This is a genomic window from Micromonospora sp. DT31 (assembly GCF_049841795.1).
Lineage (GTDB): Bacteria > Actinomycetota > Actinomycetes > Mycobacteriales > Micromonosporaceae > Micromonospora.
Genome location: NZ_JBNCKZ010000007.1, coordinates 1 through 12,275 on the forward strand (window position 1 = coordinate 1; position 12,275 = coordinate 12,275).

General features: G+C 72.9%; 10 protein-coding genes and 2 pseudogenes. 4 read left to right on the plus strand and 8 right to left on the minus strand.

Features of this window, described 5'->3' with window-relative positions; genetic code table 11:
* The 3 genes and pseudogenes from ACLQ2X_RS13770 to ACLQ2X_RS13780 form a co-directional block, all read right to left on the minus strand.
* Window positions 1-224: pseudogene (locus ACLQ2X_RS13770) on the minus strand (hypothetical protein); the annotation flags it as partial.
* A gap of 523 nt (window positions 225-747) precedes the next feature.
* Complete coding sequence (locus tag ACLQ2X_RS13775; RefSeq protein ID WP_425681402.1) at window positions 748-1,431, minus strand: response regulator; 684 nt, start codon at window positions 1,429-1,431, stop codon at window positions 748-750.
* A 20-nt stretch (window positions 1,432-1,451) separates the two neighbouring features.
* Complete coding sequence (locus tag ACLQ2X_RS13780; protein WP_425681403.1) at window positions 1,452-2,744, minus strand: sensor histidine kinase; 1,293 nt, start codon at window positions 2,742-2,744, stop codon at window positions 1,452-1,454.
* Between the two features lie 202 nt (window positions 2,745-2,946).
* Between ACLQ2X_RS13780 and phoU the strand changes: the two genes are divergently transcribed.
* Entirely contained in the window at window positions 2,947-3,591 is a 645-nt protein-coding gene (phoU, locus tag ACLQ2X_RS13785; protein ID WP_425681404.1) for a phosphate signaling complex protein PhoU, read from the plus strand.
* A gap of 94 nt (window positions 3,592-3,685) precedes the next feature.
* Here the strand turns inward: phoU and ACLQ2X_RS13790 are convergent, their stop codons facing one another.
* Window positions 3,686-4,453: a phosphoglyceromutase gene (locus ACLQ2X_RS13790; RefSeq protein ID WP_425681405.1), complete on the minus strand. Its 768-nt coding sequence runs from the start codon at window positions 4,451-4,453 to the stop codon at window positions 3,686-3,688.
* 151 nt (window positions 4,454-4,604) lie between these two features.
* Here ACLQ2X_RS13790 and ACLQ2X_RS13795 point away from each other — a divergent pair.
* Window positions 4,605-5,929: pseudogene (locus ACLQ2X_RS13795) on the plus strand (MDR family MFS transporter).
* Between the two features lie 417 nt (window positions 5,930-6,346).
* Here ACLQ2X_RS13795 and ACLQ2X_RS13800 read toward each other — a convergent pair.
* The 3 genes from ACLQ2X_RS13800 to mshA form a co-directional block, all read right to left on the minus strand.
* The gene (locus ACLQ2X_RS13800; protein WP_425681680.1) at window positions 6,347-7,246 is read right to left on the minus strand and encodes a hypothetical protein; all 900 of its coding nucleotides are present in this window, start codon (window positions 7,244-7,246) and stop codon (window positions 6,347-6,349) included.
* A gap of 190 nt (window positions 7,247-7,436) precedes the next feature.
* Window positions 7,437-7,970 (minus strand): YbjN domain-containing protein, encoded by a 534-nt coding sequence (locus ACLQ2X_RS13805; RefSeq protein WP_425681406.1) that lies wholly within the window; start codon window positions 7,968-7,970, stop codon window positions 7,437-7,439.
* 51 nt (window positions 7,971-8,021) lie between these two features.
* Window positions 8,022-9,383 (minus strand): D-inositol-3-phosphate glycosyltransferase, encoded by a 1,362-nt coding sequence (mshA, locus tag ACLQ2X_RS13810; protein ID WP_425681407.1) that lies wholly within the window; start codon window positions 9,381-9,383, stop codon window positions 8,022-8,024.
* 171 nt (window positions 9,384-9,554) lie between these two features.
* Here mshA and ACLQ2X_RS13815 point away from each other — a divergent pair, with 171 nt between their 5' ends.
* Both ACLQ2X_RS13815 and ACLQ2X_RS13820 read left to right on the plus strand, forming a co-directional pair.
* Window positions 9,555-10,319 (plus strand): SDR family NAD(P)-dependent oxidoreductase, encoded by a 765-nt coding sequence (locus ACLQ2X_RS13815; protein ID WP_425681408.1) that lies wholly within the window; start codon window positions 9,555-9,557, stop codon window positions 10,317-10,319.
* A gap of 9 nt (window positions 10,320-10,328) precedes the next feature.
* Window positions 10,329-11,111: a class I SAM-dependent methyltransferase gene (locus tag ACLQ2X_RS13820; protein WP_425681409.1), complete on the plus strand. Its 783-nt coding sequence runs from the start codon at window positions 10,329-10,331 to the stop codon at window positions 11,109-11,111.
* Window positions 11,112-11,161: 50 nt separating this feature from the next.
* Here the strand turns inward: ACLQ2X_RS13820 and ACLQ2X_RS13825 are convergent, their stop codons facing one another.
* Complete coding sequence (locus ACLQ2X_RS13825) at window positions 11,162-12,253, minus strand: UDP-N-acetylmuramate dehydrogenase (protein ID WP_425681410.1); 1,092 nt, start codon at window positions 12,251-12,253, stop codon at window positions 11,162-11,164.
* Window positions 12,254-12,275: the final 22 nt, after the last annotated feature.

Here is a 12,275-nt window from a genome sequence, read left to right on the forward strand (position 1 = left end):
ATGATCGCCTTCACGTTCTTGGTCTGCTCGTCGTTGAGGTCGATGCGGGACTGGGTGCCCTGCACGCCGTGCGGGATCAGCTTGTCGGCCTGCACGCTCACCGCGACCGGCCTACCGGCTTCGGCGGCGTGGGCGGTGCCGGCGGTGACCGGGCCGGCGAACACGCCACCGGTGAAGGCCAGAGCAGCGACACCGAGGATGCTCTTACGCAGGATCGTGTTCATGAGGGGCTCCGTTCGGGGGATCGACGCCCCGCACCGACAGGGGGAGATCGGTGGGGGTGCGAGCACCGTCAGGCACTCGAACAAAGTCTTCAGGGGGGGGATCCGACAGCCCTGCGGGGCGGGGGGCCTCCGCGGCGCCGGAACCCTGCTCAACGACCGACCGTCCCGGGTCATTCCCCGGGCGAGGCCCCGGGGGGCGCGGTACGCGCCCGGCACGGGGGGCCGGGTCTTCCTCGGCCGTTCACCTGGATACAACGCCACCGACCCGACCGCGATTCCGCCGCCAGAGTGCCGCCCACCACCGCCGAACCGGACACCCCACCCACACCGACCGCGACCCACCCACCCGGGCTCGCCGATCTTGCGGTTGCCACCCAGGGAATGTCACCTTTGCGAGGTTCGCCCCGGGCGACAAGTGCAAGATCAGCGCGGTGGGCCGGTTCGGCCGCCGCCGCAACGAGCGCCGGGGACGGCCCGGCCCCCGTCGAGGGTGCCCGCGCGGGCTAGTCGTGGACGGTGCGGGTCACGGCTCGAACTTGTAGCCCAGGCCCCGCACGGTGACGATGTAGCGCGGCGCGGACGGCTCCGGCTCGATCTTCGAGCGCAGCCGCTTCACGTGCACGTCGAGCGTCTTGGTGTCGCCGACGTAGTCGGCGCCCCACACCCGGTCGATGAGCTGCCCCCGGGTGAGCACCCGACCCGCGTTGCGCAACAGCAGTTCCAGCAGCTCGAACTCCTTCAACGGCAGCTGCACGCCGGCGCCGTCGACGGTCACCACGTGCCGTTCGACGTCCATCCGGACCGGCCCGGCGGCCAACGTCTGCGCACCCGTATCGCTCGCCTCGGCGCTGCGCCGACGCAGCACCGCCCGGATCCGGGCGACCAGCTCACGCGGCGAGTACGGCTTGGTCACGTAGTCGTCGGCACCGATCTCCAGCCCGACCACCTTGTCGATCTCGCTGTCCCGCGCGGTCACCATGATGATCGGCACGTGCGAGCGCTGCCGGAGCTGCCGGCAGACCTCGGTGCCCGACATCTCCGGCAGCATCAGGTCGAGCAGCACGATGTCCGCGCCGGTCCGGTCGAACTCGGTCAGGGCGGAGGTGCCCGTCGCCGCGACGGAAACCTCGAAACCCTCCTTGCGGAGCATGTAGGACAGGGCGTCGGAGAACGACTCCTCGTCCTCGACCACCAGTACGCGGCTCAACGGTGCTTCCTTTCCTGTGGTCAGGCCTGCCGGAAATCGGCCGGGCCGGCCTCGATCCCAGCGGAGGCGAGTGGCGCCTCCAGGTCCTCCGGGGGACGGGCAGGCAGCCGGAGGGTGAACGTCGAACCCCCACCAAGGGTGCTCGACACGTCCACCCGACCGCCATGGTTGCTGGCGATGTGCTTGACGATGGCCAGCCCCAGGCCGGTGCCGCCGGTCGCCCGGGAACGGGCCTGGTCGGCCCGGTAGAACCGCTCGAAGATCCGGTCGACCTCGTTCGGGGCGATGCCGATGCCCTCGTCGGCGACGGCGATCTCCACGCGCTCGTCGCCGCCGCGCACGGTCACCCGTACCGTGGTCTCCTCGGCCGAATAGTTGATCGCGTTCTCGACCAGGTTCGCCACGGCGGTGGCCAGTTGACTGTCACTGCCGTACGCGGTCAGGCCCCGCTGCCCGCCCACGGCGATCTCCACCCGGCGGGCGGCGGCCGCGGTGCGGGTCCGGTCGACGACCTCGGCGAGCACCCAGTCCACCGACACGGGCTCGGGTGCGGGCTGCGGTTCGGCGCCCTGAAGGCGGGTCAGTTCCAGCAACTCCTGCACGAGGCGGCCGAGCCGGGTCGACTCGTGTTGGATCCGCTCGGCGAACCGCCGCGCGGCGACCAGGTCCTCGGACAGGTCGGGTGCGCCGCCAGGGGCCGGCTCGGTCGCGCCGACCAGCGCCTCGGCGAGCAGTTGCAGCGCGCCGATCGGCGTCTTCAACTCATGGCTCACGTTGGCCACGAAGTCCCGACGCACCCGGGCCAGGCGGTGCGACTCGGTGACGTCGACCGCCTCGATCGCTACGTGGCCGACACCCAGCCCCATGGCCCTCAGGTGCACGCCGAGCGGGTTGTCCGCGGCGCTGCCGCGACCTCGGGGCAGGTCGAACTCGATCTCGCGCCGCACGCCCGTGCGGCGCACCTGACCGGCGAGGGTACGGATCAACGGGTGCGCCGCGATCGAGCCCGGCGTCGGCCCGGACCGGAGCAGGCCCATGGCGCGGGCGGCCGGGTTCACCAGCACCGGCACGTCGTCCGGGCCGAGCACCACCACACCGGCGCGCAGCGAGTCGATGGTCTTGCGGCCGAGCCCGGGCAGGCCCCCCTGTTGGTCGTCCGGAATCGTCGGCCTCCCTGCGTCACGGCGGGAGGTCCCGCCGCCTGGCGACGCCCACCGGCGCCGCCACTGTCGAACGGGCTCGGGCAGCAGCGCCCCGGCGACCAGACCGGTCACCAGCGCCAGGGCCACCGCGGTGGCCACCGCCCATTCCACCCGGCGATCGTAGGGTCATTGTTAACCCGAGTATCGGACAAAATGGGACGAATCACTCTCGCGTTCGGCAAAGTTCATCCGCGGGTCCCACGGCGTTCACCCACGTTCACCCTGCTGCCGGCCGTCCGGCCTACCGTGGGCCGCGCACCCGCCCATGCCGTACCCGCCTCGCGGCGACGGCGACCGAACCCAGGAAGTGACGATGCGCGACGAGTTCCGGGCCGACCTGCAGACCGTCAGCCAGTTACTGGTGGACATGGCCGAGGCGGTCCGCGCCGCCATGCGGCAGGCCACCAAGGCGCTGCTCACCGCGGACCGGGCCGCCGCCGAGGGGGTGATCGCCCGGGACGCCGAGATCGACGACCTCTACCGGCACGTCGAGGAGCGGGTTTGCGACCTGCTGGCCCGCCAGGCACCGGTCGCCTCCGACCTGCGCGCGATGATCACCGCGCTGCACGTGGCCGCCGACCTGGAGCGGATGGGCGACCTGGCCGACCACGTGGCGAAGACGGCGCTACGCCGCCACCCCTCCCCGGCGGTGCCGGCCGAGCTGCGCCCGGTCTTCACCGACATGGCCGGCATCGCCGACCGGATGTCCGAGAAGATCGGCGCGGTGCTGGCCAAGCCGGACGCCGACGTGGCCGCCGAACTGGACCGGGACGACGACGCGATGGACGACCGGCACAAGAGCCTGTTCGGGGTGCTGCTCGGCGAGGACTGGCCGTACGGGGTGGAGACGGCCATCGACGCCACGCTGCTGGGTCGCTTCTACGAGCGCTTCGCCGACCACGCGGTGAACGCCGGCGAGCACGTGGTCTACCTGATCACCGGCTCACCCTCCAGCTGAGGCGCCGGAAGGAAGGGCCCCTTCTTAACCGTGAGCTGTTAAGAAGGGGCCCTTCCTCTACCGCAGGCGTTGACAGGGGGCCCTTCCTTACACCTCAGCGGCCCTGGTTGGCCACGGCTGCGGCGGCGTCCCTGGCCACCTCGGGGTCCAGGTAGGTGCCGCCGAGCACCTGCGGGCGCAGGTCGGGGTCCAGGTCGTAACGCAGCGGGATGCCGGTCGGGATGTTCAGCTTGGCGATCTCGGAGTCGGAGACCTGGTCGAGGTGCTTGACCAGGGCGCGCAGCGAGTTGCCGTGCGCGGCCACCAGCACGGTCCGGCCGGCGAGGATGTCCGGCACGATCGAGTCGTACCAGTAGGGCAGCATCCGGTCGACGACGTCCTTGAGGCATTCGGTGCGCGGCATCAGCTCGGTGGGCAGCAGCGCGTACCGGGGGTCGCCGACCTGCGACCACTCGGCCGCGTCGTCGATGACCGGCGGTGGCGTGTCGTACGACCGGCGCCAGAGCATGAACTGCTCCTCGCCGTACTCGTCGAGGGTCTGCTTCTTGTTCTTGCCCTGGAGGGCGCCGTAGTGACGCTCGTTGAGCCGCCACGACCTGCGCACCGCGATCCAGTGCCGGTCGGCGGCGTTCAGCGCCAGCTCGGCGGTGCGGATGGCGCGGCGGAGCAGGCTCGTGTGCACCACGTCCGGCAGCAGATCGTGCTCGCGCAGCAGTTCGCCGCCGCGCCGCGCCTCGGTCTCCCCCTTGGCGGTCAGGTCGACGTCGACCCAGCCGGTGAAGAGGTTCTTGGCGTTCCAGTCGCTCTCGCCGTGCCGCAGCAGGACCAGCGTCCCGACGGTGGGCCCTTCGCTCGCAGTCATGCGGATCATCCTGCCGTACCGCCCGGCGGGACACGCGGCGAGCGGTGGTGACGACCACCACGTGGAAAAGCTGATGACCGGCGTTCCGGCCGAGCACTAAATTGTAAGCCGTCCGAGGCTGCTCGGTCATTACCAAGCGGGGGCGTCGAGAATGCGTACGGTACGGGGCTGGTTCCGGGACACGGCGGGCGGACTGCCACGGACGTTCTGGTATCTCTGGACCGGCACGCTCATCAACCGGCTCGGCTCGTTCATCCTGGTCTTCCTGGCGATCTACCTGACCCAGGAGCGCGGCTTCTCCGCCTCCCAGGCCGGCCTGGTGATCGGCCTGTGGGGTGTCGGCGGCGCGGTCGGCACACCGTGGGCGGCACCCTCACCGACCGCTGGGGGCGGCGGCCCACGCTGCTCACCGCGCACCTGGGCGCGGCCACCCTGATGGTCGCGCTGGGTTTCGCCCGGCCGCTGTGGGCGGTGGCGGCCGGCGCGCTGCTGCTCGGCATGTTCGCCGAGGCGGCCCGCCCGGCGTTCGGCGCGATGATGGTCGACGTCGTCCCGGAGAAGGACCGGCTGCGCGCCTTCTCGCTCAACTACTGGGCCATCAACCTGGGGTTCGCCTGCGCCGCCGTCCTCGCCGGCTTCGCCGCCCAGGGCGGCTACCTGCTGCTCTTCCTGGTGGACGCGACCACCACGGTCGTCACCGCACTGATCATCTTCGTCCGGGTGGGCGAGACCCGCGCCGCCGCCACACCGAGCGCCAAGGGTGGGCCGGTGCCGCCCGGCGCGCTGCGCACCATCCTGGCCGACCGGGTCTTCCTCGGCTTCGTCGCGCTCAACCTGCTCGCCGCGGTCGTCTTCCTCCAGCACATCTCGATGCTGCCGATCGCCATGAGCGACTCCGGGCTCAGCCCGGCCACGTACGGCTCGGTGATCGCGCTCAACGGCGTTCTGATCGTCTTCGGTCAGCTCTTCGTACCCCGGGTCATCAAGGGCCGGAGCCGGTCGCACGTGCTGGCGCTCGCGACGCTGGTCATGGGCGTCGGCTTCGGGCTCACCGCGTTCGCCGACACGGTCTGGCTGTACGGCCTGACCGTGCTGATCTGGACGGTCGGCGAGATGCTCAACTCGCCGTCCAACGCCACCCTGATCGCGGAACTGTCGCCGGCCGCGCTGCGCGGCCGGTACCAGGGCGTGTTCTCCCTGTCCTGGCAGCTCGCCGGCGCCGCCGCACCGATCCTCGGCGGCCTGGTCCGGGAGCACGCCGGCAACACCACGCTCTGGCTGGGCTGCGCCGGGATCGGCGTGGTGGCGGCCGTCGCCCACCTGGTTTCCGGCCCGGCCCGGGAGCGCCGCGCCACACTGCTGCGCACCGCCGGCACGTCCGTCCCGCCGGTCACCCTCACCCGGACCCCGGTGCCCGAGAGTGCGGAGGCCGCGGCCACCGCACCCACCGAACCGGTCCGGGCGGGTTCCTCCTGAGGACGGCGTGACCACCGCATCGGGGGCGGACACCGCACCGATCGCGGGGCAAACGGTAGAGCGCCCACCCCGACCCCAGGTCGACATGGGCGCTCCACCGTACGCCCGGCGGCGGCGGGCGACACTCACCCCCGTAAGCGTCGCCCGCTCGCGCCGCCGGTTCCACGGGTGGCACCGTCCCCCAACGGTGTGCTCCACCCGATCTTCGCATCTCGCTTGCTCGGATCTGATCGATCCATCGCTCCCCCGAACGAAAACAAGCGGGACACGGTGCAATAAAGTTAGTTCGCCCGGATTCCGGATTCAACCTGGCTCGCTGTTTTACCCGTCACAACATCCGTGTCGGAAATCCGGCAGCCCGAACCCCGGTCTCTGGCTTGGCCAACAGCGGGTTCCCGTCGGCCATTCCCCTAAACCTCAGCCGTCCTCACGATTCGGGTTCTCGGTCCGGAAGAAGTTGCTCTGCCGGCCGTTGCGCAACTGCTCCTGGTAGATCAGGTTCAGCCGCCGTGAGTCGAACGTGCGGAACCAGTCGTTCCAGCTGATCTCCCGGATCCGGCTGCTCTCCCGGTAACCGGGAAGGTCGAACGTCAACACCCCGGGCCGGTCGCCCCGCTCGGTGCCGGCGATGGTGGCCGGTTTCGCGTTCCGCTCCTGCGCCCACCGCTTGATCACCTCGTGGTTGCGGGTGACCAGGCTGCGCCCGGGGCGCTCGGGCCGATCCGCCGGCGAGGTGATGAGTTGGGACGATCCGACCGACCGGCTGGACGCCGGCCCCCGCGTCGGCGCGGTCCGCGCCCGGCCGGACGAGGACGTACGGCCGGCGGGCGCCCCGGTCCGGGACGAGGTGTCGGTCGTCGCCCGCGCCGGCGACGCCTTCGCCGGAGCCGAAGCGGCCCGGGTCCGGGCGGAAGCCGTCGTCCCCGCCCGCGACGGGGTGGCCTTCGCGCGGGTACCCGTCGCCTTGGCCCGGGCGCCGGTGGCGCGCGCGGACGGCGCGGATCTGGTCGCCGGTGCGGCTCGCTTCGCCGCCGTGGTCTTCTTCGCGGCGGCGGCCCGGCCGGTGGTGGTCCTGCCGGCAGTGGTCCTGCCGGCAGTGGTCCTGCCGGCAGTGGTCCTGCCGGCGGTGGCCTTGCGGGTAGTGGTCTTGCGGGCGGCAGCGGGTCGGCCGGCCGGGCCGGTGCTCCGCCGGGCGGCACCGCCGCTCTCCCCGCGCATGGTCCGCGCCAGGGTCTTCACCAGTTCCGGCTTCCGCAGCGCGGAGATCCCGGAGACACCGCGCCGGCGAAGCTGGCTACGGATGTCGTCGACCTTCATCCGGGAGATCTCCGACTCCGACACCCTCGGGGTGTTCGGCGTCTGGTTGCCGGTTTGCCGCTTGGTCCGGGTCGCAGTCGTGCCGCGACCTGAGCTGTTGCGCTGAGCCATGGGACACGCTCCTCGACAGTCCGTCCTCGGCGCGCGGTGGGTCCCACAACGCTCCGCACCGCGCGGTGCGGCATACCCGTCAGGCGGGTTCCGAACCTCCGGCGGCCGACCCGGCGGTCGTCGACGGCTCGAAGAGATGGGCGAACGCGGCCAGGTTGGCGGTCGACTCACCGCGCTTCACCCGCCACTCCCACTCCCGGCGGATGGCGGTGCCGAAGCCGATCTCCAGCATGCTGTCGAACGACTCGTCGGCGTAGGTCAGCACCGAGCCGAACAGGCGGTCCAGTTCGTCGGCGTCGAGCCCGGCCAGGTTGACCCGACCGGTCAGGTAGACGTCGCCGACCGCGTCGATGGAGAACGAGACGCCGTACATGCGGGCGTTGCGCTGAAGCAACCAGGCCCACAGCTCCTCGCGGCGCTCGTCGGGCTGACGCATCACGAACGCCTCGATCCGCAGCGCGTGCTCACCCACGATCAGGTTGCAGATCGTCTTGAGCTTGTGCGTGCCCGGCAGGGTGACCGCGTACGACGCCTCGCCGGTCGACTCCCACTCCAGCTCGCGCTCGGCGCAGACGGCCTCGATCAGGGCGGCGACCTCGTTCCTGCGGCTCATCGCACCCACTCTACGGCCGGCCGGACCGGGTCGCCCGGTGGGCGACGACGATCACCACGAGCACGTCAGGGCCGGGTCGCCGAGCCGGGCGGCCAGCCGGGCCCGGTGCTCGGTGATCGCCTCACCGTAGACGGCGAGCAGACCGGAGACGGTGCGGTGCCAGGAGAAGTCGCGGGCGTGCCGTTCCGCTCCCCGGGCCAGCGTGGCGCGACGCAGCCGGTCGGGCAGCAGCTGGGCCAGGGCCCGGGCCCACTCGACCGGGTCGTGACCGTCGATGAGGATCCCGCTGACGCCGTCGCGTACCGCCGTGACCAGCCCGCCGACGGCGGCGGCCAGCACCGGCGTGCCACATGCCTGGGCCTCCAACGCGACGAGCCCGAACGACTCGTTGTGCGACGGCACCGCCACCAGGTCGGCGGCCCGGTAGAGGTCGGGCAGGTCCGCGCCGGTCTGCGGGGGCAGGAAGCGCACCCGGTCGGCGACGCCGAGCGAGTGGGCCAGCTCGATCAGGGCGGTGGGGCGGTCCAGGCCGGTGCCGCTCGGGCCGCCGCAGATCACCACGGTCAGCTCGTCGGCGAGCGCGGGTTCCCGCTCGCGCAACGCGGCGGCCGCGCGGACCAGCACGTCCGGCGCCTTCAACGGCTGGATCCGGCCGACGAACGCAACCACGTGCCCGTCGGTCGGCAGGCCGAGGCGCCAGCGGGCGGCGCGGGCGGCGGCGTCCCGGTCGCCGGGGGCGGGACGGAACCGGTCCAGGTCGACGCCGGGTTCCACCACGGCGACCCGGCCCGGGTCGGCCGCGTACCTGTCGAGCAGGTCGCGGGCCTCCACCCGGGTGTTCGCGACGAGCCGGTCGGCCTCCGCGACCACCTGCTCCTCGCCGATCACCCGGGCCTTCGGCTCCGGCCGGTCCCCGGCGGCGAGCCGGTCGTTCTTGACCTTGGCGAGGGTGTGCGCGGTGTGCACCAGGGGCACGCCCCAGCGCTCCTTGGCCAGCCAGCCGACCTGGCCGGAGAGCCAGTAGTGCGAGTGGATCAGGTCGTAGTGGCCCGGGGCGCGGGCCGCCTCGGCGCGCAGCACGCCGGCGGTGAAGGCGCAGAGCTGGCCGGGCAGCTCCTCCTTCGTCAGCCCTTCCAACGGCCCGGCGGTGACGTGCCGGACCGTCACCCCGGGCGCCATCTCCACCACCGGGGGCAGGTCGCCGGCGGTGGCGCGGGTGAAGATCTCCACCTCGACGTCCGCCTCGGCAAGTCGCCGCGCGACTTCCAGGATGTACACGTTCATGCCGCCCGCGTCGCCCATGCCCGGCTGGTGCAACGGCGAGGTGTGCACCGAGAGGGTGGCGATGCGGCGTGGCCGTGGCCACGGCAGGGCACCTCGCTGACGTCCCACACCGGTGTGCAACTCCGCCACGTCCGCTCCCTCTGTCACGGTTGATGCCGTCCCGCACGACCGGCGCTTCTCGGTCAACCCGCGCGCCGGGTGTCATCTTCCCCATCGGGGTACGGAAATGCGTGGCCCCGGGTCCCGGGCGTGACGGACCTCATCACCCCGTCCGGCGGCGGGGCGGGGGAGAATGTCCGGATGACTTCAGTCGCCATCGTCACCGGGGCATCGAGCGGGATCGGCGCGGCCACCGCCCGCCGGCTGGCCGCCGAGGGCTTCCACGTGCTCGCCGCCGCCCGGCGCGCCGACCGGCTCGCCGCGCTCGTCGGCGCGATCGAGGCGGCCGGCGGCACCGCGACCGCGGTGGTGTGCGACGTGACCTCCGACGAGTCGGTCGCCGGCCTGGCCGGCGCGGCCGACGCCGCACCTGGGCCGGTCACGCTGCTGGTCAACAACGCCGGCGGGGCCCGCGGCCTCGACCCGGTCGAGGCCGCCGACGTGGGCGACTGGCGGTGGATGTACGACGTCAACGTGCTCGGCACCCTGCGCGTCACGAAGGCGCTGCTGCCGGCGTTGGAGCGCTCCGGCGCCGGGACCGTGGTTATCGTCAGCTCCACCGCGGGGCGCGTGGTCTACGAGGGTGGGGGCGGCTACACGGCCGCCAAGCACGCGCAGACCGCGATCGCCGGCACGCTCCGGCTGGAGTTGTGCGGGCGGCCCGTCCGGGTGATCGAGATCGACCCGGGCATGGTGCGGACGGAGGAGTTCGGGCTGGTCCGCTTCGGCGGGGACGCCGACCGGGCCGAGGCGGTCTACGCCGGGGTGGCGGAGCCGCTGGTCGCCGACGACGTCGCCGACTGCGTGGCGTGGTGCGCCACCCGACCGCACCACGTCAACATCGACCAACTCGTGGTCCGGCCGCTGGCCCAGGCCGCGCAGCACAAGGTGCACCGGGAAGCCTGAGGCGGGCCGATGGAACGCCCGCTCGGGGTGGTCACCCGGGGCACGACGAACCCCAACCGGCTCCGGCGGGTCGACAACTGGATCGTCGGGGCGTGCGGCGATGCCCTGCGGGCGGCTGTCGACCCCCTCGTGGTGGACCTGGGCTTCGGCGCCACCCCGGTCACCGCGGTCGAGCTGCGGGCCCGGCTGGCCGCCGGGGTGCGCGCGGATGTGCGGGTGGTCGGGCTGGAGATCGATCCGGTACGCGTGGCCGCCGCCCGCCCGGCCGCCGCCCCGCCCGGTCTGACGTTCGCCCGCGGCGGTTTCGAACTGGCCGGGTCGCGTCCGGCGCTGGTCCGGGCGTTCAACGTGCTGCGGCAGTACGACGAGAGCGAGGTCGCCGACGCCTGGCGTACGGTCACCGGTCGGCTCGCGCCGGGCGGGGTGCTGGTCGAGGGCACCTGCGACGAGGTGGGGCGGCTCGGCGCCTGGGTGCTGCTGGACGCCGACGGCCCGCGCACGCTCACCCTGTCGGCCAAGCTGACCACGCTCGACAGCCCGGCGACGCTCGCCGAGCGGCTGCCGAAGGCGCTGATCCACCGCAACGTCCCCGGCGAACGCGTCCATGCCCTGCTCGACGCGCTGGAGCAGGGGTGGCGTGCGGCCGCCGGCTATGCCCCGTTCGGGCCGCGCCAGCGGTGGCTACGCGCGGTGACGGCGGTCCGGGAGGCGGGCTGGCCGGTCCAGGACGGCCCGCGCGCCTGGCGCATGGGCTATCTGACGCTTCCCTGGCCGGCGGTCGCTCCCCGCTGACCCGCGCCCCGGGTGCGCACGTGGCGTCGGCAGCAGAGCGGCAGGACGGGTCAGATGGCGCAGTTGACCAGGACGGGTTCCGGGTGCAGGGGGACGCCGAAGCGGGCCTGCACGCCGTCGCGGATCTCCTGGGCCAGGGCGACCAGATCGGCGGTGTCGGCGGTGCCCGACCGGTTGGTCAACGCCAGCGTGTGCTTGCCGGAGATGGCGACGCCGCCCGGTCCGGCGTAGCCCTTGCCGAAGCCGGCCTTGTCGATCAACCAGGCCGCGCTGACCTTCACCAGGTCACCGGCGCCCGGCCAGTGCGGCGGCTCGCCCAGGTCGGCGGCGCGCTCGCGCAGCAGTTCGTACGCCTGGCCGTCGAGCACCGGGTTGGTGAAGAACGAGCCCACCGAGCGGGTGTCCGGGTCGGCCGGGTCGAGCACCATGCCCTTGCCGGCGCGCAGCCGACGTACGGCGGCCCGGGTGTCGGCCAGCGGCGCCCGGTCGCCCACCTCGACGCCGAGCGCGCGGGCGAGTTCGGCGTAGCGGATCGGGCCGGACCGCGGGGAGCGGGTGAGCCGGAAGTCCACCGACAGCACGACCCAGCGGTCGCGGTACTTGAAGACGCTGCCCCGGTAGGTGAATCCGCAGTCGGCGGCCGGGATCCGTACGGTCTCGCCCCGGGTGCGGTCGTACGCCTCGACGGCCACGATCGTCTCGGCCACCTCCTGGCCGTAGGCGCCGACGTTCTGGATCGGGGTGGCGCCGGCCGAGCCGGGGATGCCGGAGAGGCATTCCAGCCCGGCCCAGCCGCGCTCGACGGTGGCGGCGACGAGGTCGTCCCACGGCTCGCCGGCTTCGACGCGTACGGTCACGGTGTCGCCGTCCTGGGCGACGGCCCGGAACCCGCGTGAGCGCACGAGCACGACGGTGCCGGGGAAGCCCTGGTCGCCGATGACCACGTTGCTGCCGCCGGCGAGCACCAGGACGGCCTGCCCGCGGGCCTCGGCCTCGCGCACCCTGCGGACGATCTCGGCGGCGTCGCCGGCGGTCTCCAGGCGGCCGGCGGGACCGCCGAGCCGGAGCGTGGTATAACGCGCCAGGGTGGCCGGATCGGTCGGGCCGGCGGCGGTCGTCGGTTCGGCGTAGACGTCTGACACGTCTTTCACCCTAGGCTGAGGG